The organism is Cellulomonas sp. JZ18, assembly GCF_009720485.1.
Taxonomy (GTDB): Bacteria; Actinomycetota; Actinomycetes; order Actinomycetales; family Cellulomonadaceae; genus Cellulomonas.
Genome location: NZ_CP045245.1, coordinates 2812919 through 2833784 on the forward strand (window position 1 = coordinate 2812919; position 20866 = coordinate 2833784).

Annotated in this window: 17 protein-coding genes and 3 pseudogenes; 3 read left to right on the forward strand and 17 right to left on the reverse strand. The window is 74.7% G+C overall.

From position 1 onward, the window contains the following. Positions 1–5 precede the first annotated feature (5 nt). Complete coding sequence (locus tag GC089_RS12820) at positions 6–1307, reverse strand: ABC transporter substrate-binding protein (protein WP_155377991.1); 1302 nt, start codon at positions 1305–1307, stop codon at positions 6–8. 141 nt (positions 1308–1448) lie between these two features. Between GC089_RS12820 and GC089_RS12825 the strand changes: the two are divergent. Then, positions 1449–2428 (forward strand): annotated as a pseudogene (locus tag GC089_RS12825) (LacI family DNA-binding transcriptional regulator). A 100-nt stretch (positions 2429–2528) separates the two neighbouring features. On the opposite strand, the gene GC089_RS12830 reads toward GC089_RS12825, so the two are convergent. Next, entirely contained in the window at positions 2529–4070 is a 1542-nt protein-coding gene (locus tag GC089_RS12830; protein ID WP_370514113.1) for a peptide MFS transporter, read from the reverse strand. 120 nt (positions 4071–4190) lie between these two features. Here GC089_RS12830 and GC089_RS12835 point away from each other — a divergent pair, with 120 nt between their 5' ends. Beyond that, entirely contained in the window at positions 4191–5567 is a 1377-nt protein-coding gene (locus GC089_RS12835; RefSeq protein WP_155377992.1) for a deoxyribodipyrimidine photo-lyase, read from the forward strand. 116 nt (positions 5568–5683) lie between these two features. On the opposite strand, the gene GC089_RS12840 is transcribed toward GC089_RS12835, so the two are convergent. The 11 genes and pseudogenes from GC089_RS12840 to GC089_RS12895 form a co-directional block, all read right to left on the reverse strand. Then, on the reverse strand, positions 5684–6625 hold the full coding sequence (locus GC089_RS12840) for a 2-hydroxyacid dehydrogenase (RefSeq protein WP_155377993.1): 942 nt from the start codon (positions 6623–6625) through the stop codon (positions 5684–5686). Positions 6626–6675: 50 nt separating this feature from the next. Then, positions 6676–7221: a GNAT family N-acetyltransferase gene (locus tag GC089_RS12845; protein WP_155377994.1), complete on the reverse strand. Its 546-nt coding sequence runs from the start codon at positions 7219–7221 to the stop codon at positions 6676–6678. A 205-nt stretch (positions 7222–7426) separates the two neighbouring features. Continuing rightward, on the reverse strand, positions 7427–8938 hold the full coding sequence (gatB, locus tag GC089_RS12850) for an Asp-tRNA(Asn)/Glu-tRNA(Gln) amidotransferase subunit GatB (RefSeq protein ID WP_155377995.1): 1512 nt from the start codon (positions 8936–8938) through the stop codon (positions 7427–7429). Beyond that, entirely contained in the window at positions 8938–10437 is a 1500-nt protein-coding gene (gatA, locus tag GC089_RS12855; protein ID WP_155379219.1) for an Asp-tRNA(Asn)/Glu-tRNA(Gln) amidotransferase subunit GatA, read from the reverse strand. Before gatA ends, gatB begins: the two co-directional genes overlap by 1 nt. A 16-nt stretch (positions 10438–10453) precedes the next feature. Beyond that, entirely contained in the window at positions 10454–10771 is a 318-nt protein-coding gene (gene gatC / locus GC089_RS12860; RefSeq protein WP_155377996.1) for an Asp-tRNA(Asn)/Glu-tRNA(Gln) amidotransferase subunit GatC, read from the reverse strand. Between the two features lie 61 nt (positions 10772–10832). After that, positions 10833–11255 carry a pilus assembly protein CpaE gene (locus GC089_RS12865; protein WP_155377997.1) on the reverse strand — a complete coding sequence of 141 codons (423 nt, stop codon included), beginning with the start codon at positions 11253–11255 and terminating at the stop codon, positions 10833–10835. Positions 11256–11332: 77 nt separating this feature from the next. After that, complete coding sequence (locus tag GC089_RS12870) at positions 11333–12334, reverse strand: sugar phosphate isomerase/epimerase (protein WP_155377998.1); 1002 nt, start codon at positions 12332–12334, stop codon at positions 11333–11335. Between the two features lie 3 nt (positions 12335–12337). Continuing rightward, positions 12338–13518: pseudogene (locus tag GC089_RS12875) on the reverse strand (Gfo/Idh/MocA family protein). Between the two features lie 91 nt (positions 13519–13609). Then, positions 13610–14665 carry a substrate-binding domain-containing protein gene (locus GC089_RS12880; RefSeq protein ID WP_155377999.1) on the reverse strand — a complete coding sequence of 352 codons (1056 nt, stop codon included), beginning with the start codon at positions 14663–14665 and terminating at the stop codon, positions 13610–13612. A gap of 52 nt (positions 14666–14717) precedes the next feature. Next, positions 14718–15772, reverse strand: a pseudogene (locus GC089_RS12885) (ABC transporter permease). Further along, on the reverse strand, positions 15769–17310 hold the full coding sequence (locus tag GC089_RS12895) for a sugar ABC transporter ATP-binding protein (protein WP_155378002.1): 1542 nt from the start codon (positions 17308–17310) through the stop codon (positions 15769–15771). The pseudogene GC089_RS12885 and the gene GC089_RS12895 overlap by 4 nt, the downstream one beginning before the upstream one ends. A gap of 123 nt (positions 17311–17433) precedes the next feature. On the opposite strand from GC089_RS12895, the gene GC089_RS12900 reads away from it, so the two are divergent. Continuing rightward, entirely contained in the window at positions 17434–18636 is a 1203-nt protein-coding gene (locus tag GC089_RS12900) for an ROK family protein (RefSeq protein WP_155378003.1), read from the forward strand. A gap of 88 nt (positions 18637–18724) precedes the next feature. Here the strand turns inward: GC089_RS12900 and GC089_RS12905 are convergent, their stop codons facing one another. Genes GC089_RS12905 through GC089_RS12915 form a run of 4 tightly spaced genes read right to left on the reverse strand, consistent with a single transcriptional unit; the run spans position 18725 to position 20823 of the window. Continuing rightward, entirely contained in the window at positions 18725–19654 is a 930-nt protein-coding gene (locus GC089_RS12905; RefSeq protein ID WP_230684790.1) for an N-acetyltransferase, read from the reverse strand. After that, positions 19600–20037 (reverse strand): hypothetical protein, encoded by a 438-nt coding sequence (locus GC089_RS19180; RefSeq protein WP_230684791.1) that lies wholly within the window; start codon positions 20035–20037, stop codon positions 19600–19602. The genes GC089_RS12905 and GC089_RS19180 overlap by 55 nt, the downstream gene beginning before the upstream one ends. Before the next feature lie 46 nt (positions 20038–20083). Next, on the reverse strand, positions 20084–20425 hold the full coding sequence (locus tag GC089_RS12910; protein WP_155378004.1) for a hypothetical protein: 342 nt from the start codon (positions 20423–20425) through the stop codon (positions 20084–20086). Continuing rightward, the gene (locus GC089_RS12915; RefSeq protein WP_155378005.1) at positions 20422–20823 is read right to left on the reverse strand and encodes a hypothetical protein; all 402 of its coding nucleotides are present in this window, start codon (positions 20821–20823) and stop codon (positions 20422–20424) included. The genes GC089_RS12910 and GC089_RS12915 overlap by 4 nt, the downstream gene beginning before the upstream one ends. Between the last annotated feature and the right edge of the window lie 43 nt (positions 20824–20866).

The following is a 20866-nucleotide window of genomic DNA, read 5'->3' on the forward strand; positions in this document are numbered from 1 at the left end:
GTCGCTCACTCGTTCGCGGCTGCAGCCGTCATGGCGTCGACGACGTCCTGCGCGGAGCCCTGGCCCGCGAAGATGTTGACGATCGCGTCGTTCATGGCGCCACCGATGTTCTCGCCGAACGCCGTGTCCAGGTAGAGCTGGATGTACGGCGCGTCGTTACGGACGGCGAGCAGACCGGCGAGGGCCGGGTCGGCGACGAAGGCGCTCGCGGAGCGGTTCGTCGGCAGACCCATGTCGAGCTCGGCGAAGCCCTTCTGGACCTCGTCGGACAGCAGGTACTCGATGAAGTCGACGCAGACGTCCGGCGCGTCCTGCGCGCAGGCCCACGCGTCGCCGCCGCCGAGCTGAGCCGTCGGCTCACCCTGGCCGCCGTCGACCGCCGGGAAGGGGAACCAGCCGGTGTTCTCGCCGAGACCCTGCTCGTCCTCCGTGAGGCCCTGCATGACGCCGGGCTCCCAGTGGCCGGCGAGCTCCATCGCGACCTTGCCGGTGGCGAGCAGGCCGGACGCGGACGTCGGGCCGGACTGCGCCGGGGTGGCGAGGAAGCCGGTGTTGAACGGGTTCGTCGCGACGAACTCCTCGAGGTCCTCGCCCGCCTTGAGGAAGCACGGGTCGGAGAAGTCGAGCGAGGTCACCGCGTCCGCGAGGACCTCCTGCGAGCACTGGCGCATCGCGAAGTAGTACCAGTAGTGCGCGGCGGGCCACTTGTCACCGGCGCCGACGGAGATCGGCTCGATCCCCGCACCCTTGAGCTGCTCCACGACGGCGTTGAGCTCGTCGATCGTGGTCGGCGTCGCGGTGATGCCGGCCTGCTCGAAGATCGCCTTGTTGTACCAGAAGCCCACGACGCCGAGGGAGAACGGCAGCGCGTAGACCTTGTCGTCCTGGGTCCAGCCGTTCACGGAGCCGCCGAGGTTGGCGATCGTGTCCGCCGCCGACTCGGTGATGTCCTTCACGAGCCCGGCCTCGACGTGCGTGGCGAGCTCGCCGCCACCGCGCTCCATGAACACGTCCGGCGTGTCACCGGTCTGGAACGCCGCGTCGAGCTTGGTGAGCATGTCCTCGTGCTGCAGGGCGCTCACCTCGATCGTGACGCCCGGGTTGTCCTGCTCGAACTGGTCGGCGACCTGGTCGTAGTAGTCCTTGCCGGCACCGGTGTTCGAGTTGTGCCACCACTGCAGAACGACGTCGCCGTCGCTGCCACCCGTGGCGTCGCCGCCACCGGCACCGCCGGAACCACAGGCGGTCACGAGCATGGCGAGTCCTGCGCCCAGCGCCACGGCGCGGAGGGCGGTCGTCCTCTTCATCTGAAACTCCTCGTCGTCCTTGAGAGGGAGGGACGCCGGATAGGTAATCAGCCGTCCAGAAGCGGTGTCAATCGATGTCGATAACGTTATCGACACGGTTGGGCTACGATCCCCGTCGTGGGCCTCGCTCCTCGCGTGAAGATGTCCGACGTCGCCCGAACTGCCGGGGTGTCGGTCGCGACCGTCTCCAAGGTCGTCAACGGTCGCTACGGCGTGTCGCAGACGACCCTGGAGCGCGTCCAGGGCGTCATCGCCCAGCTGGGCTACGAGGCGAGCCTCGGCGCGCGGTCCCTGCGCAGCTCGCGCACCAACGTCCTCGGCATCCTCGTCGCGGAGTTCGAGCCGTTCTCGACCGAGCTCCTCAAGGGCGCGTCGGGCGCCGTCGGCCCCACCGGGTACGAGCTGCTCGCCTACTCCGGCGGCGGCGGCCACGCGGACGTCGGGTGGGAGCGCCGGTACCTGTCCCGCCTCTCCGGCACGCTCATCGACGGCGCGATCATCGTGACCCCCACCGTGGTCGAGGCGGTCCCGGGCATCCCCGTCGTCGCCGTCGACCCGCACGCGGGCCCCTCCGGCCTGCCGACCGTGGACGCCGACAGCTTCGCCGGCGCCGTGACCGCGACCGAGTACCTGCTCTCCCTGGGGCACCGGCGGATCGGCCTGCTCGGCGGGCGCCCGGACCTGGAGTCCGCCGCGAGCGCGAGCGCGGCTTCCGGCACGCGATGGCGCAGGCGGGGGTCCCGGTCGACGAGTCGCTCGTCCTCAACGGCGGCTACCGGCCCGAGACCGCCGCCGGTCCCGCCCGGCAGCTGCTCGACCGCGCCGACGCACCCACGGCCGTGTTCGCGGCCAACGACCTCTCCGCCATCGTGCTGCTGCAGGTCGCGCAGGACCTGGGCCTCGACGTCCCGCGCGACCTGTCCGTCATCGGGTTCGACAACGTGCCCGAGTCGGCGCTGTGCACGCCTCCCCTGACGACGATCAGCCAGCCCCTGCAGCGCATGGGCGCGGCCGCGCTCGGCCTGCTGGTCGACCTCGTCGCCGGCCGCGAGCGCGAGTCGCACCTGCGCCTGCCCACCGAGCTCGTCGTGCGGGCGACGACGGCGCCGCCCGCCGCCTGACGCCCCGAGCCACCCCGCCGCGGTCCATCTGCGGTCCGGCCGCGGTCCATCTGCGGTCCGGCCGCGGTCCGGCGCGGTCCGGCCGCGGGCCGTCCCCGCCTCAGAGGCGGGCGGCGACCTCCTCGTCGCTCTCCGCCCCCGCCTCGACGTGCCGTGTCACCCACGGCGCGAGCGCCGCCATGACGCCGGCGAGCACGAGCGCGACGAGCCCGATGCCGCCGAAGTACGTCACCACGGGCACGTCCTGCGTGGCCCCGACGAGCTGCGCCGTGATCGCGTTGCCCGCCGCCGGTGCGAGGAACCACAGCGCCATGGCCTGGCCGCGGAACGCCTGCGGCGCCAGGAGCGTCGTCGCGGCGAGGCCGACCGGCGACAGGCACAGCTCGCCCAGGGTCTGCAGGACGTACACGACGACGAGCACCCACCACGGCGCCCTGCCGTCCCCCACCACCGCGGTCGCGCCGGCGAGGAACAGGAAGCTGAGCGCCGCCAGCCCGAGGCCGAGGGCGAACTTCAGCGCCGTCGAGGGCCGGTCCCCGGTGCGCAGCCACAGCCACGCGAAGAGCGGGGCGAGGACGATGATCGCCGCCGGGTTGACCGACTGGTACAGCTCGGGCGAGACGGTCGTGCCGAGCACCCGGAGGTCGGTGCGGTCCCGGGCGTACTCGGAGAGGGTGCTCGACGCCTGCTCGAAGATCATCCAGAACAGCGTCGCCGCGACGAACAGCGGCACGTACGCCGTCAGCCGCGAGCGCTCGGCCGCGTTGACCTTCGGCGAGCGGAACATCACGAGGAACATCGCCACGGGGGCGGCGAACGCGAGGTAGGACAGCCCGTTGATGACGACGTCGAGCGGGCCCTCGTCGCGGTCCGTCACCGTCGTGACGAGCCAGCCGAGCGCGACGGCCGCGAGCACCGCGACGACGAGCAGCAGGACCATGCGCACCACGCCGGGGCGGTCCGCCGGCGTGAGCGGGTTCGGCGGCGTCTCCCCCGCACCGCGCAGCAGGCCACGGCCCAGCACGAACGCGACGAGCGCGAGCGCCATGCCGACCGCGGCGACCGCGAACCCGGCGTGGTAGCCGCCGATGCTGCGCGCGAGCCCGACGGCGAGCGGCGCCCCGAGGGAGCCGATGTTGATGCCCATGTAGAAGACTGAGAAAGCGGAGTCGCGCCGCGGGTCGTCGCGGCGGTACAGGTCCCCCACCATGCTCGACACGTTGGGCTTGAGCAGGCCCGTGCCCACGGCCACCAGCACGATCCCGAGGTACGCGGTCGCCGCCGACGGCAGCGCGAGGCACACGTGCCCGGCAGCGATGACGACGCCCCCGTAGAGGGTCGAGCGCCGCGCGCCGATCATGCGGTCGGCGACCCACCCGCCGACCACGGTCAGCAGGTACACTGCCGAGCCGTACACCGCGACCAGCGCCAGCCCGGTCGCCTCGTCGATCCCGAGGCCGTCGTTCTCGACCGTGTCGGTCAGGTAGTAGAAGAGGATCGCCCGCATGCCATAGTAGCTGAACCGCTCCCACAGCTCGGTGCCGAACAGCGTGAACAGCCCGGCCGGGTGACCGAGGACGGTGCGACCCGCCGTCGGCGTGGCGCGCGCGGGCAGGTCGGCGGCGTTGCTCATGACCTCCATGCTCACCCCGCCCACCCCCGGGTGCGCGCCCTGCGGGGACGTGGGCCCGGGCACACCCGCCCGGACCCGGCACCGCGACGGCCCGGTCGCCGGGGTCCCCGGCGCGGGTGAGCGTGCCGGGTGCCGACCGTGCTCTGGTTCCGCCGCGACCTGCGCCTCGCCGACCACCCCGCGCTCGTCGCGGCCGTGGAGCAGGCGCGCGCGGACGGCGACGAGGTCGTGCCGCTGTTCGTCGTCGACCCCTCGCTGTGGGCGTCGTCGGGGGCGCCGCGGCTGGCGTACCTGGCCGCGAGCCTGCGGGCGCTCGACGAGTCCACGGGCGGCCGTCTCGTGGTGCGGTGCGGGCGACCCGTCGAGGTCGTGCCGGCGCTCGCGCGCGAGGTGGGCGCGCCGGCGGTGCACGTGAGCGCCGCGACGGAGCCGTACGGCCGGCGGCGCGACGCGGCGGCGGCCGCCGCGCTCGGTGCGGTCCCGCTCGTGGCCACCGGGTCGCCGTACACCGTCGGCCCGGGACTGCTGGCCACCGGCTCCGGGGCGCCCTACCGGGTGTTCACCCCGTTCAGGAACGCGTGGCTCGACCACGGGTGGGCGTCACCGGCGGCGCGCCCGCGGTCCGTGCCCTGGGCGGACGTCCGGGGAGAGGGTGTGCCGGACGCGCCGGGCACCGACGTGCGGCTGCCCGCCGCCGGCGAGGCCGCCGCACGTGCGCGGTGGCGCGCGTTCCTGCGGGAGGACCTGGAGACCTACCGGGCGGACCGTGACCGGCCCGACCTGGACACCACGTCCGTCATGTCCCCGCACCTGAAGTACGGCGAGATCCACCCGCGGACCCTGCTCGCCGACCTCGCCGAGGCGGGGCGGGGCGCCGCCGGTCCCCTCGCCGAGTCGGTCGCCACCTACCGGTCGGAGCTCGCGTGGCGGGAGTTCCACGCGGACGTCCTGTGGCACGTGCCCGCCGCCGCGCACCAGTCGCTGCGGCCCGCCGTCCCGGAGGACGCCTGGGCGGACGGGCCGGCGGCGGACGCCGCCTTCACCGCGTGGGCCGACGGACGCACGGGCTACCCCGTGGTCGACGCGGCGATGCGCCAGCTGCGCGCACGGGGCTGGATGCACAACCGGATGCGCATGGTGACGGCGTCGTTCCTGGTCAAGGACCTGCACGTGCGCTGGCAGCGGGGCGCGGCGCACTTCATGGCCTGGCTGGTGGACGGGGACGTGCCGCAGAACCAGCTCAACTGGCAGTGGGTCGCCGGGACCGGGCGGGACGCCGCGCCGTTCTTCCGCGTGTTCAACCCGGTGACGCAGGGGAAGACGTTCGACCCGGACGGGCGCTACGTCCGCCGGTGGGTGCCGGAGCTGCGGGACGTGCCCGCGTCGGCGGTCCACGAGCCGTGGACGCTCGGCCTCGCGGCACCGGCGGACTACCCGCCGCCCATGGTCGACCACGCCCACGAGCGGCGCGTCGCCCTGGCCGACCACGCCCGCCGCCCCACCTGACGGTCGCACCGCCGCCGAGCGGCAGGACGCCGGGTGCGGCAGGGGACGCCGCGTGCGGCAGCCGCACCTGCCGCGCCGGCGGGAGGTGCCGCGCGCGGCCTGCAGCAGCCCCGGGGTCAGGTGCGGGCGACCTCGTTGTCCGGGTCCTCGCCCGCGAGCAGGGCCTCGAGCTGGCGGCGGACCAGTGCGGCCACACGGGGGTAGGTGGCGTCCGTGTTGCCGCCCTGGTGGGCGGTGACCAGCACGTTCGGCGCGTGCCAGAGGGGGTGGTCGGCCGGCAGCGGCTCCGGGTCGGTCACGTCGAGCCCGGCACGCAGGCGGCCCGCCGCGAGCTCGGCGAGCAGCGCGTCGGTGTCGACGACCTTGCCGCGCGCCACGTTGACGAGCACCGCGCCGTCCTTCATCCGTCCGAGCGCCTCGGCGTCGAGGAGGTGGTAGGACGTGCGCGACAGCGGGATCGCGAGCACGACGACGTCGGCGTCCGGCAGCAGGTCGCCGAGCTCGTCGACGCCGTGCACGTGCCCGTCGGCGTCGTCGCGCGCGGTCGTCGCGACGCGCACGAGCTCGACCTCGAACGGCGCGAACCGCGCGCAGACCGCCCGGCCCACCGACCCCTGCCCGACGACGAGCACGCGCCGGTCCGCCAGGGACGGGCCGAACGGGTTGTCCCACCGGCCGGCGTCCATCGCCCGCACGGCACGCGGCAGGTCGCGCTGCACCGCGAGGGTCAGGGCGAGCGCGAGCTCGGCGGTGCCGGCGTCGTGCACGCCGCGGCCGTTGAGCAGGGTGACGCCCGGCGGCAGGTGCGGCAGCGCGTGCTCGTACCCCGCGCTGGGCAGCTGCACCCACCGCAGGCCCGGCAGGTCGTGCAGCACGCGGAACCCCTCGCGGGCGACGAAGTAGTGCGGCACGACGACGAGGTCGACGTCCGCCGCGACCGCCGGGTCGAGCGGGGCCCGCAGGTCCCACGGGACGAGCCGCAGGTCGTCGCCGTGCGCCGCGGCGAGGTCGGCGAGACGGGTCAGCAGGTCGTCGTCGGGGACGGTGACGGTGAGCACGTGCGGTACGGGTCCTTCGGTCGGTGCGGTGCTGCGCGGGCGCGCCGCGGTCAGTCGGGCTGTCGCGCGCGGTACTCGTCCTCGAGCATCGACATGACGATCGCGTCGCACCAGCCGTCGCCGTCGCGGTAGCCGTCGCGGCGGCGACCCTCGACGCGGAACCCGATGTTCTCGTACAGCGACACCGCGCGCGTGTTGATGCTCAGCGCCTCGAGCTCGACGCGGTGCAGACCGAGGCCCTCGAACGCGAACTCGAGCACGAGCTCGATCGCCTCGGTGCCGTAGCCGCGGCCGCGGTAGGCCGGGCGCATCGCGAGCCGCAGGCCCGCGCAGCGCACGTCCTCGTCGACGTCGGTCAGGACGATCTCGCCCCGGTACTCGTCCGACCCGTTCGCGGTGACGGCGAAGTCGTAGCGCCCCTGCGCGGCCTCGCGGCTCGCGCACCACTCCTCGACCTGCTCCCGCGTGAACGTCCGGGTCGTGCCGGTCAGGCGGTTGCCCTCGGGGTCCGTGAGCATGTCCCACATCGCGTCGGCGTCGTCGCCGCGGACGGGCCGCAGGACGATCATCTCCCCCTGCAACGTGGGCTTCTGCATCGCGCACCTCCGCGCCTCGTGCGCCCGTCCGGGCGTCGCTGCGACGGCCGGCGCCGTCGCGTCATCGTAGGACCGGCGTGTGACCCGGGTGTTGCACGACGGTGCCGGCCGGCGGGGCGCGGAGCGTGCACCGGTCCGGGCACGCGACGGCGCCGGCACCCCGGGAGGTGCCGGCGCCGTCCGTGACCGGCTGACCGGTAGCGGGTTAGCCCTGGACGCGCTCCAGGACGAGCTCGCGGACGCGGCCCGCGTCCGCCTGGCCGCGGGTGGCCTTCATGACGGCGCCGATGATCGCGCCGACCGGCCCGAGGTTGCCGCCGCGGATCTTCTCGGCGATGTCGGGCTGGGCCGCGAGCGCGGCGTCGATCGCCTCGAGCAGCGGGCCGTCGTCGGAGACGACCTCGAGACCGCGCGCGACGACGACCTCCTCGGGGTCGCCCTCCCCCGCGAGCACGCCCTCGAGCACCTGGCGCGCGAGCTTGTCGTTGATCCGCCCGGAGTCGACGAGCTGCTGCAGCGCACCGATCTGCGCCGGCGTGATGGGCAGCTCCGCGAGCTCGACCTCGCGCTGCTTGGCGGTGCGGGCCAGCTCGCCCATCCACCACTTGCGGGCGGCGGCGGGCGTGGCGCCCGCGGCGACGGTGGCCTCGATGAGCTCGACTGCGCCGGCGTTGACGACGTCGCGCATCTCCGCGTCGGCGTAGCCCCACTCGCCCTGCAGACGGCGCCGCCGCGCGGCGGGCAGCTCGGGCAGCGACGCACGGATCTCCTCGACCCACGCGGGGTCGGGGACGATCGGCACGAGGTCGGGCTCGGGGAAGTACCGGTAGTCCTCGGCGTCGGACTTCACGCGGCCGGACGTCGTGACGCCCGTGTCCTCGTGCCAGTGCCGGGTCTCCTGCACCACCGTGCCGCCGCCGTCGAGGACGGCCGCCTGGCGGCTGATCTCGTAGCGCACGGCGCGCTCGACGGAGCGGAACGAGTTGACGTTCTTCGTCTCGGTCCGCGTGCCGAGCGCGGACTCGGGCGTCGGCCGCAGCGACACGTTCACGTCGGCGCGGACGTTGCCGCGCTCCATGCGGGCCTCGGACACCCCGAGCGCGCGGAACAGGTCGCGCAGCGTCTGCACGTACGCGCGCGCCACCTCGGGCGCCCGCTCGCCCGCGCCCGTGATGGGGCGCGTGACGATCTCGACGAGCGGCACGCCGGCGCGGTTGTAGTCGACGAGGGAGTACTCGGCGCCGTGGATGCGGCCGGTGGAGCCGCCGACGTGGGTGTTCTTGCCCGCGTCCTCCTCCATGTGCGCGCGCTCGATCTCGACGCGGAACGTCGTCCCGTCCTCGAGCTCGACGTCGACCCAGCCGTCGTGCGCGATCGGCTCGTCGTACTGCGACGTCTGGAAGTTCTTCGGCACGTCCGGGTAGAAGTAGTTCTTCCGCGCGAACCGGCACGACTCCGCGATGGAGCAGTTGAGCGCGAGACCGATGCGGATCGCGTACTCCACGGCCGTGCCGTTGACCGCCGGCAGCGCGCCCGGCAGGCCGAGGCTCACGGGCGTGATCTGCGTGTTGGGCTCCTCGCCGAACGTCTGCTCGGCGCCGTCGAACATCTTGGTGCGGGTGCCGAGCTCGACGTGCACCTCGATGCCGATGACAGGGTCGAACCGGGCCACCGCGTCGTCGTAGTCGACCAGGTCGACGCTCGTCGTCGTGCTCATCAGGCGACCCCTCCGGTCAGCTCGGGCGCGCGGCGCAGCAGCGGCCCCTCCCACCCGAACTCCAGCAGCGCCTCGAGCGCCGCGCCGACCTTGTACAGCCGGGCGTCCTGGCGGGCGGGCGCGAGGATCTGGAAGCCGACCGGCAGGCCGTCGTCGGACAGGCCGTTCGGCAGCGACATGCCGGGCACGCCCGCGAGGTTCGCGGGGATCGTGGCGACGTCGTTGAGGTACATCGCGAGCGGGTCGTCGAGCTTCTCGCCGAGCTTGAACGCGGTCGTCGGCGCCGTGGGCGAGACGAGGACGTCGGCCTGCTCGAACGCGGCGGCGAAGTCGCGCTGGATGAGCGTGCGGACCTTCTGGGCCGACCCGTAGTAGGCGTCGTAGTAGCCCGCCGAGAGGGCGTACGTGCCGAGGATGATGCGGCGCTTCACCTCGTCGCCGAAGCCCTGGCCGCGCGTGGCGGCCATGACGCGCTCCGCCGTCACCGGCCCCTCCGAGGGCTCGACGCGCAGGCCGAAGCGCATGCCGTCGAACTTCGCGAGGTTGCTCGACGCCTCCGCGGGGAGGATCAGGTAGTAGGCCGCGAGCGCGTACGTGAAGTGCGGGCAGGACACCTCGACGATCTCGGCGCCCGCGTTGCGCAGCGCCTCGAGCGACTCCTCGAACCGCGCGAGCACGCCCGGCTGGTAGCCCTCGCCCTGCAGCTCGCGCACGACGCCGACGCGCATCCCGCGCAGGTCGCTGCTCACGCCCTCCTTCGCGGCGGCGACGTAGCCCGTCGCGGGGTCGGTGAGGGACGTCGCGTCGCGCGGGTCGTGCCCGCCGATGAGCTCGTGCAGCAGCGCCGCGTCCATGACGGTGCGCGTGCAGGGCCCCGCCTGGTCGAGCGACGAGGCCAGCGCGATCAGGCCGTAGCGCGAGACCGACCCGTACGTCGGCTTGACGCCGACGGTGCCGGTGACGGCCGCGGGCTGGCGGATCGAGCCGCCGGTGTCGGTGCCGATCGCGAGCGGCGCCTCGTACGCGGCGATCGCCGCCGCCGAGCCGCCGCCCGAGCCGCCGGGGATGCGGTCCAGGTCCCACGGGTTGTGCGTGGTGCCGTAGCCCGAGTGCTCGGTGGAGGAGCCCATGGCGAACTCGTCCATGTTGGTCTTGCCGAGGATCGGCAGGCCCGCGGCCTTGATCTTCTCGACCAGCGTCGCGTCGTACGGGGGCACCCAGCCCTCGAGGATGCGCGAGCCGGCCGTCGTCGGCAGGCCGCGCGTGACGACGACGTCCTTGACGGCGATCGGCACGCCCGCGAGCGGGTGCAGCTCCTCGCCGGCGCCGCGGCGGGCGTCGACGTCGGCCGCGGTGGCCAGCGCCTCGTCCGCGGACACGTGCAGGAACGCGTGCACCTGCGGCTCGACGGCGGCGATCCGGTCGAGGTGCGCCTGGGTGACCTCGACGCTGCTGATCTCGCGCGCACCGAGCCGCTGCGACAGCTCGGACGCGGGCATGTGGGTCAGGGGGCTGTCAGCCCCGGTCGCCGCGCTCACGCCTCCTCCCCAGGATCTGCGGGACGAGGAACTTGCCGTCCTGCGCGGCCGGCGCCTGGGCGAGAACCTCGTCGCGGTCCAGCGGCGCGACGGGCTCGTCGGCGCGGAACACGTTGGTCAGCGGCAGCGGGTGGCTGGTGGCGGGCACGTCGGGCGTCGCGACCTCGGACACCCGGGCGACCGACTCGACGATGACGTCGAGCTCGCCGGCGAGGCGGTCGAGCTCGCCCGGCGTCAGGTCGATCCGGGCGAGCGCGGCGACGCGCGCGACCTCGTCGCGGGAGAGGGTGGACATGCCGGAGAGTCTAGACGGGCGTCCCCGGCGCCCGACCCGGGCGGACGTCAGCCCGTACGCGTCAGGCCGTGCGCTCGAGCGCGGCCGTGACCAGCGCGAGCAGCGCCTCGCCGTACGCGTCCGCGGCGGTGTCCGCCGTGAAGACCCGCGGCGGCTGGCCGACGAGCTCGATGAGCACCTGGTACGACCCGTCCGTCGAGCGGGCGAGGCTGCGGAACGCGCGGCCGAGCAGCTCGCGCAGCTGGTCCTCGCGCGGCAGCCACAGCGCGTCCTCCTGGCGCACCGAGTCCAGCGCCCACTCGGTGGTGCCGTTGAAGCCGAGGATCGTGCCCGTCGGGTACTCGTGCGGCTCGACGACCATGTCGGAGATCGTGAACACCTCGCCGTCGAGGTCGGCGCCCTGGATCGCGAAGCGGTCGCCGGGACGCGGCTGCCAGCGCAGGCCCGCGGCCTGCAGGGCGATGGCCAGGTCCGTGGAGATCATCTGCCCAGTATCGACGCCCCGTCCGACGGCGCCACCGCGGGGCCCCTCCTCCCCGCGGCGGCGCCTGCTCGCGCGGGTCAGCGGGTGCTGAACGCCGCGTCGAACGCCGCGGACGGCGGGTCGAACAGGTTGGCGCGGACGAACGCGAGCGCCTCGGGCGCGCCGACGAGGCGGTCCATGCCGGCGTCCTCCCACTCGACCGACACGGGCCCGTCGTAGCCGATGGCGTTGAGCGCGCGGAACGACGGCTCCCACGGCACGTCGCCGCGGCCGGTGGAGACGAAGTCCCAGCCGCGGCGCGGGTCCGCCCACGGCAGGTGGGAGGACAGCCGGCCGTTGCGGCCGTTGCCGAGGCGCAGCTTCACGTCCTTGCAGTCGACGTGGTAGATCCGGCTCGAGAACTCGAGCAGGAAGTCGACCGGGTCGAGCTGCTGCCAGACGAAGTGGCTGGGGTCCCAGTTGAGGCCGAACGCCTCGCGGTGGCCGATGGCCTCCAGGGCGCGGACGGTGGTCCACCAGTCGTAGGCGATCTCGGACGGGTGCACCTCGTGCGCGAACCGCACGCCCACCTCGTCGAAGACGTCGAGGATCGGGTTCCAGCGGTCGGCGAAGTCCCGGTAGCCCGCGTCGACGAGCTCGGCGGAGACCGGCGGGAACATCGCGACGTACTTCCAGATGGAGGAGCCGGTGAAGCCGACGACGGTCCTCACGCCCAGCCTCGCCGCCAGGCGCGCGGTGTGCTTCATCTCCTCCGCGGCGCGCTGCCGCACGCCCTCGGGGTCGCCGTCGCCCCACACCCGGTCGGACAGGATGTCGCGGTGGCGGGCGTCGATCGGGTCGTCGCAGACCGCCTGGCCCTTGAGGTGGTTGGAGATCGCCCAGACCCTGAGGTTGTACTTCTCCAGGATCGCGAGGCGGCCGGCGACGTACTCGTCGTCGTCCCAGCGCCAGGGGTCGAGGTGGTCGCCCCAGCAGGCGATCTCCAGACCGTCGTAGCCCCAGCCGGACGCGAGGCGCGCGACCTCCTCGAACGGCAGGTCGGCCCACTGGCCGGTGAACAGGGTGATCGGGCGGGCCATGCCTCACTCCTCCGGGTCGTCGGACGCGCCGGCGGGCGCCGGCACCTCGGTCCAGGTGCTGCGGTCGGCGGCGGAGCGCTCGACCGCGTCGAGGACGCGCTGCACCTGCAGCCCGTCCGCGAAGGACGGCCGCGGCTGGCGGTGCGCCGCCACGTCGCGCACCAGGTCCACCGCCTGGTGGGTGAACGCGTGCTCGTACCCGAGCCCGTGGCCGGCCGGCCACCACGCGCCCACGTACGCGTGCTCCGGCTCCGTCACGACGATCCGCCGGAACCCCGCCTCCCACGCGGGCTGGCTCGCGTCGAAGTAGTGCAGGACGTTCATGTCCTCGAAGTCGAACGCGAGCGACCCCGCGGAGCCGTTGACCTCGAGGCGGATCGCGTTCTTGCGGCCGTACGCGAACCGGGTCGCCTCGAACGTCGCCAGGCCCCCGCCGGACAGGCGCGCGAGGAACACCGCCGCGTCGTCCACCGTCACCGGTCCGGTCGCGCCGTCCGCCGCCCCGGTGCCCGAGAGCCCCGACGACGAGGCCGCGAGCGGCCGCTCGCGCACGAACGTCTCCAGCACCGCCGACACGCCCGTCAGGTGCTCGCCCGTGACGAACTGCGCGAGGTCGACCACGTGCGCGCCGATGTCGCCGAGCGCGCCCGAGCCGGCCTTCGTCCGGTCCAGCCGCCAGGACAGCGGCGCCTGCGGGTCGGCGATCCAGTCCTGCAGGTACTGGGCCCGCACGTGCCGCACGGTGCCGATGCGCCCCTCGTCGACGAGCCGCTTCGCGAGCTGCACGGCCGGCACCCGCCGATACGTGAAGCCGACCATCGCCAGCGCCCCCGCCGACCGGGCCGCCTCGGCGGCGCGGACCATCGCCTCGGCCTCCTCGACCGAGTTGGCGAGCGGCTTCTCGCACAGCACGTGCTTGCCGGCCTCGAGCGCCGCGACGGCGATGTCGGCGTGCGTGTCCCCCGGCGTGCACACGTCGACCAGGTCGACGTCCTCGCGGGCGACGAGCGCCTTCCAGCTCGTCTCGGCGTCGCGCCAGCCGAGGCGGTCCGCGGCCGCCCGGACCGCCTGCTCGTCGCGGCCGGCGACGGCCGCCATGTCCGGGGCGAGCGGCAGGTCGAAGAAGCGGGGGCGGTGCGCCAGGCGTGCGAGTGGGCGACGCCCATGAAGGCGTACCCCACCATGCCGATGCCCAGGCGCGGGCGGGTGTCTGCCACGGGTCCTCCTCGTGGGTCGGGCCGCCGGGCGGGCGCGGTCGCCCGCCCGGCGAGGGGGTCAGGACTCGAAGGCCGTGGGCAGGTAGTCGTCCACGTTCGCCTTGGTGACGACCGGGGCGTACAGCTGGATCGTGCGCGGGACCTCCACCTCGACGAGGTCGCTCATCGCCTTCTGCTGCACCAGCAGCCGGGCCAGCTTGACGCCGTCCGCCGCCTGCGTCGACGGGTAGATGACCGTCGCCTTGAGCACGGAGTCGTCGGCCTTGATCGCCTCCATGACGTTCTTCGAGCCGGCGCCTCCCACCATGATGAACTCGTCACGGCCCGCGTTCTCGATGGCCGCCATGACACCGACGCCCTGGTCGTCGTCGTGGTTCCAGATCGCGTCGAGCTCGGGCGCCGCCTGCAGCAGGTTGGCCGCCGCCGCCTCGCCGCCCTGGACGGTGAAGTCCGCGGCCACGCGGTTGCCGACCTCCAGGCCGCACTCGGAGAGCGCGTCGGCGAAGCCGCGGCTGCGGTCCTGCGTCAGCGGCAGCGAGTCGATGCCGGCGATCTCGGCGACCTTCGCGTCGGGCTGGTCGCCGAGCTGCTCGCAGATGTACTGCCCGGCGCTGACGCCCATGCCGTAGTTGTCGCCCAGCACCGTGGTGCGCGCGGCGTTCGGGTCGTCGAACTCGCGGTCGACGTTGACGACGACGATGCCGGCCTCCATCGCCTGCAGCGCGACCTCGGTGAGCGCGGCGCCGTCGAACGGCAGCAGCACGATGGCGTCGACGCCGTCGTTGATGAACTGCTCGATCTGGCTGATCTGCAGGTTGACGTCGTTCGTGGCCTCGGCCTGGACGAGCTCGACGTCCTCGTACTTCTCCGCCTCGGCGACGGCGGCGCGCGTGATCGCGCCCATCCAGCCGTGGTCGGCGGCCGGGGCGGAGAAGCCGATCGTGACCGTCTCGCCGGTCTCGTCGTTCTCGGTGCCGGGCACGGCGGCCTGACCACCGGAGCCCTCGTCGGCGGTGTCCTGGGGCTCGTTGGACGTGCAGCCGGTCACCACGAGGGCGAGCGCGGCGGCGGTGCCGGCCATGGTGAGCCAGCGGCGGCGCAGGGGTGCAGACATGACGATCCTCCTCGATCGGGGTGCTGCAGGGGTGTGCGGGTGACGGCGCGCGTCAGGTGGTGCGGGCGCGGGAGCGCTCGGCGAGGCGCTGCTGGAGCAGGACGGCGGCGACGATGATCACGCCCTTGGCGATCGCCTGCGCCGAGATGGACAGGTTGTTCTGCGTGAACACGTTGGTCAGCGTCGTGAAGATGAGGACGCCGAGGACCGTGCCGACGATGGTGCCGCGGCCGCCCGCCAGCAGCGTGCCGCCCACGACGACAGCGGCGATGGCCTCGAGCTCGTAGAGCTGGCCGTTGGTCGAGCTGCCGGCGGTGGTGCGGCCGAGCATCATGACGCCGGCGATGCCGGCGGCCAGGCCCGCCAGCGCGTAGAGGTACATGGTGTGCCGGCGCACGTCGATGCCGGCCAGGCGTGCGGCCTCGGGGTTGCCGCCGACCGCCACGGTCCGCCGCCCGAACGTCGTGCGGTTGAGCAGCACCCAGCCGGCCGCGGCGACGACGGCGAAGATCCACACGAGCATCGGCACGCCGAGCACGCTCGAGCGGAAGAAGTCGAGGAACCCGTCGACGCGGACGACCTGCGTCTGCCGGTTCGCGATCATCTCCGCCAGGCCGCGCGCCGCGACCAGCATGGCGAGGGTCGCGATGAAGGCGACCACCTTGCCGTACGCGACCAGCACGCCGTTGACGACGCCGGCGCCGAGGCCGACCGCGAGCGCGCAGAGCACCATGACGACCCAGTGGTACTGCTCCGCCATCGCCTGCGTGGCCAGCGTCGAGGCCCAGACGGACGCGAGCCCGAGGACGGACCCGACGGACAGGTCGATGCCGCCACCGGTGATGACGAACGTCATGCCGACGGACAGCACGCCGATGACGGCGGCCAGCCGCAGGATCGTCATGAGGTTGTCGACGCTCGCGAACCGCTCCCCGCGGTCGCCACGCCGACCGCGCAGACGAGCGCGAGGGCGATGACGAGGCCGAGGTTGCGGCCCGCGGCGCCGCGCAGCGGGTTGCGGCGCGGGCGTGCGGTGGTGGCGCTCGCCCGTTCCACGCGCGCGGACTCGTCCGCGGGGACGGGGGCCGCCAGGTGCTGGTCGCTCACGCGGCACTTCCTTCCATGACGAGGTCGAGCACGCGGTGCTCGTCGATCTCGGACGCGGGGCCGGTGTGGACCACACGCCCCTCGGACAGGACGAGGACGCGGTCGGCGAGGCCGAGCACCTCCTCGATCTCGCTGGAGACCACGACGACGGCGGTGCCGGCCGCGGCGAGGCGCGCGATCAGCGCGTAGATCTCGGCCCGGGCACCGACGTCGACGCCGCGCGTGGGCTCGTCGAGCAGCAGGACTCGGCAGCCGTGGACGAGCCACCGGGCCAGCAGGACCTTCTGCTGGTTGCCGCCGGACAGGGTGCGGGCGGCGCGGTCGGGGTCCGCCGGGCGCAGGTCGAGCGCCCCGATCTGCTCGTCGGCGACGCGCCGCTCGGCGGGCTCGTCCAGGAACGGCCCGCGGGCGGTGCGGCCGAACGAGGAGAGGGTGATGTTGCGGTACACCGGCTCGTCGAGCAGCAGGCCCTGGCTCTTGCGCTCCTCCGGGCACAGGCCGATGCCGGCGCGCACGGCGGCACCGACGGAGCCGGCGTGCACGGGGCGTCCGTCGACGCTGACGCGTCCCGCGTGGGGGCGGCGCGCGCCGAAGACGGTCTCGAGGACCTCGGAGCGGCCGGCGCCGACGAGGCCGGCGAGCCCCACGACCTCCCCCGCCCGCACGTCGAAGGAGACGTCCGCGAACGCGCCGCGCACGGTGAGGTCCTCCACGCGCAGGACGACGGGTGCGTCGTGCGGGACCGGCGGGCGGCGCGGGATCGCGTACTCGACCGTGCGGCCCGTCATGAGCCGGATGAGGTCGGCGGTGGGCGTCGTCGCGGCGGGCAGGCCCTGGGCGACGGTCCGGCCGTCCTTCAGCACGGTGATGCGGTCGCCGATCTCGCGGATCTCGTCGAGGCGGTGCGAGATGTAGACGACGGCGACACCCTGCGCGGTGAGCTCGCGCACGACGCGGAAGAGGTTGGCGACCTCCTCGCTGTCGAGCACGGCCGACGGCTCGTCCATGACGATGACGCGGGCGTCGTGGGAGAGCGCGCGCGCCATGCTGACGACCTGCTTGCCGGCCGCGGACAGCGTGCCGACCTCGCGGTGCGGCGACAGGTCGCCGTGGCCCAGCCGCCGCAGCAGCTCGCGCGTGCGCTGGGCCGCGGTGCGGCGCTGGGTGAACCCGCCGGACGCGACCTCGTGCCCGAGGTAGACGTTCTCCGCGACGGAGAGCCCGTCGACGACGTCGAGCTCCTGGTACATCGTCGCGACGCCGAGGCGCAGGCCCGCGACGGGGTGCGCGATCGTCACGGGGGTGCCGTCGAGGAGGATCTCGCCCTCGTCCGGCTGGTGGGCGCCCGCGAGCACCTTGATGAGCGTGGACTTGCCCGCCCCGTTCTGGCCGAGCAGGCAGTGCACCTCCCCCGCGCGGACCTCGAGGTCGACGCCGTCGAGAGCCCGGGCGCCGGGGAACTGCTTGACGATCCCGCGCATGCGCAGGATCGCGTCGGTGGGTGCGGCGGCGGCCGCCGCGGGGTCGTCGTTGACCATGTCGAGGACCGTACGGCGGACTTCTGCCGACGGTCAAGCAAAAGATGACCACCGAGTGGCAGAGTTATCTCACCGTGACGCGCCGAAGCACGGCGGGGGCGACGAGGAGGCGACACTGTGGGCATGGACGAGCCGCTGCGGACGACCCGCTCCCCCGGCGTCGGCGACCTGCTGCAGCTCCTGCGCGACGGCCGCCCCCGCACGCGCTCCGACCTCGCGGCGGTCACGGGGCAGGCGCGGTCCACCGTCGCGGCACGCGTCGACGCGCTGCTGGCCACCGGGCTCGTCGCACCCGCCGGCGCGAGCTCGTCGACGGGCGGCCGCCCGCCCGCCACGTTCGCGTTCAACCCCGCGGCCGAGGTCGTGCTCGCGGTGGACCTCGGTGCGACGCACGCCCGGCTCGCCGTCACCGACCTCGCCGGCACCGTCCTCGCCGAGCACGGCGAGGCCATCGCCATCGCCGACGGCCCGGACGCCGTGCTGCACCACGTCGCCGACCTCGGGCGGCGGCTGCTGCAGGAGGCGGACCGTCCGGGCAGCGACCTCGCCGCCGTGGGCGTCGGGCTGCCCGGCCCCGTCGAGCACGCCACGGGACGCCCCATCAACCCGCCGATCATGCCCGGCTGGGACGACGCCGACGTGCCGGGCGTCCTCGGCGGGCTGCTCGACGCCCCCGTGCTCGTCGACAACGACGTCAACATCATGGCCGTCGGCGAGCACAGCACCTGCTGGTCCGGCGTGGCCGACCTGCTGTTCGTCAAGGTCGCCACCGGCATCGGCGCCGGCATCATCACCGACGGCCGGATCCGGCGCGGTGCGCAGGGGGCCGCCGGGGACCTCGGGCACATCGCCGTGCCCGGTGGCTCCGACCGTCCGTGCCGCTGCGGCAACACCGGCTGCCTCGAGGCGGTCGCGTCCGGTCAGGCGCTCGCCGCCGACCTGGCGGCGCGCGGGCTGCCCACCGCCACCAGCGGCGACGTCGTCGGGCTCGTCCGCGCCGGCGACCTCGCCGCCTCGGCCGCCCTGCGCGAGGCCGGGCGCAGCATCGGCGCCGTCCTCGCCGCGACGGTGAGCATGCTCAACCCGTCCGTCATCGTCATCGGCGGGCGCGTCGCCGAGGCCGGCGAGCACCTGCTCGCGGGCATCCGGGAGGTCGTCTACGCCCGGTCCCTGCCGCTCGCGACGCAGCACCTGCGCATCGTCGCGTCCCGCACGGGCGAGCGGGCGGGCGTGCTGGGCGCGTCGGCGATGGCCGCGGAGCACGTGCTGTCCCCCGCCGCGGTCGACGCGCGGCTCGCCGCGTCCCCGGTGGCCGTGGCGCGCTGACGACGGCTCCACGCAGCGTCCGCCGGTGCGGCGCGGCGCGCGGCCCTTACCGGCGCCGCGCCGGTGGTGAGGTGAGGGCCGCCCGCCCTCAGCAGGTGCCCGCGCCACCACCCGTCGGCTGCCGCCGGTAGGCGTAGCGGTGCGCCGGCACGAAGCCGAGGCCCGCGTACAGCGCACGGGCCGCGTCGTTGTCCGTCTCGACCTGCAGGAACGCGCGGGACGCGCCCCGGTGTGCGGCTGCCTCCAGCGCCGCGCGCGTGAGGGCACGGCCCAGGCCCTGACGGCGCGCGGCCGGGGCGACCTGGAGGCACGACAGCGCGGCCCAGCCGTCCGCGAGCGCGGCGCGGATGATCCCGACGGGCGCACCGGCGCCGTCCGTCGCGGTGAGGTACGCCGCGGGCGCCCCGGTGAGGAGGCGGCGGCCGACGTCCCGCGGTCCGCGCTTCACCGCGAGCCAGGTGTCCAGCCAGACGTCGTCCGGGACGTCGGACACCGCGAGGGCGACCCCGCCCGGCAGGGCGGCGGGCGCACCGGGGTCGACGTCGTCCCGCACGAGCACGTCCGTGACGACGCCCGCGTCGTAGCCGCGTGCGTCGAGCTCCGCCACCAGGCCGGGTGCGGTGTCCGGGTCGCCCACGCGGAAGACGGCCGGCTGCCCCGCGGCGGCGTACAGCGCCTCGACCGCGTCGACCGCGGCCGCCAGGTCGTCGGGGGTGCCGAGGGGCAGCGCGGAGTTCGCCCGCTGCGTCAGCCCGTCGGACAGCCCCACGCGCCACGGCCCGACCCGTTCGACCCGCACCGGCGGCCACGTCGCCGCCTCCGTGCGCGCGCCCGGCGCGGCAGGCACGTCCCACGTGTAGACGAGCATCGGCACCTCGCCGACCGCCCAGTCCCGCGCGGGCGTGCGCACCCAGCCGAGCCGCTCGTACAGCCGCTGCGCGGTCCGCATCGCCTCGAACGTCGTCAGCACCGCACGGCGCGCACCGGTCGCGGCGCCCTCCGCGAGCGCGGCACGCACGAGCTCCGCCGCCACCCCCGGCCGCGCGCGTCGTGGCGCACCGCGAGCATCCGCAGCTCGACCTCGCCGTCGCGGGCGATGTGCGTGAACGGCGCCCCGGCGGCGGCCAGCGTGATCGTCCCGACGACCTCCTCCGCGCCGCCCTCGCCCCGCGTCGTGGCCACGAGGACGTGGGCCTGCGCGATCCGGCGGGCGGCGTCCCGCAGCTCCGCCAGGTACGGCGACCCGGCCGGGACGAGGCCGTCCGCCAGGTACACGTCGGCGACGAGCGCGCCGAGCGCGTCGGCGTCCTGGAGCCCGGCGCGGCGCACCCGCAGGCCCGTGCTCGCGCCGGGCGCGACCGTGGCCGTGGCCGTGGCCGCGGAGAGCACCTCGTCCGTCACCGTCGTCCTCCTCGTCCGTCGTGCCGCACCGGGTCCGGTCCCGGCGTCACTCGTACTCCCGCCGGTGGCGCGACGCCCAGCACAGCGCGTCGACCGCCGCGTCGTCCAGCCCGGGGTGGCGGACGCGGATCCTCGCCGCGAACGCCGGCACGACGCTGTGGTCGACGCTCTCGTCGGGCGCCACGTCGATCGCCTCCGCCTCGGCGAGCAGCCGGTCGACCACCGTGCGCAGCTCGTCCGCCCGACCGACGGGCGCGAGCCGGGCGAGCACGTCGGGACGTGTCGTCGGGCGTGCCGCGCTGCCGCGGCCCACGTACTCCACCACGGCTCGGTTGACGAGCTCGGTGGGCAGCGCGGGGCGCTCCCCCGCGCCCGGACCCGTCCTCACCAGCCCTGCGCGACGACGACGGCGGCGACCACCACGACCAGGACGAGGAGCACCCCGCAGCCGACGTAGACCCAGCCCAGCGCTCCGGCGACCCGCAGCTCCCCGGGTGTCTGCGCGACCGCGGGCCGCCGGGGGTCGACGTGCACCGGGATGCTCGCGCCGACCGCGGGCAGCGGACCCTGCACGAAGCGCGCGGCTCGGCCGCGGTACCGGAACGGCCGCCCGTCGAGGTGGTACCCGAGGTCGAGGTGCCGGCCCTCGACGCCCAGGACCGTCGCCGCCACGGGCGCCAGCCGCAGCTCTCGCGCCCGGCAGGTCCGCACGACCCACAGGCCGCCGAGCACGAGCGCCACGCCGGTCACGGCTCCCAGGCCGAGTACTCCCCACAGCATGCCCATCCGTCCGTCTCCTCCACGTGTCGCCCCGTCCGCGAGGACGAGC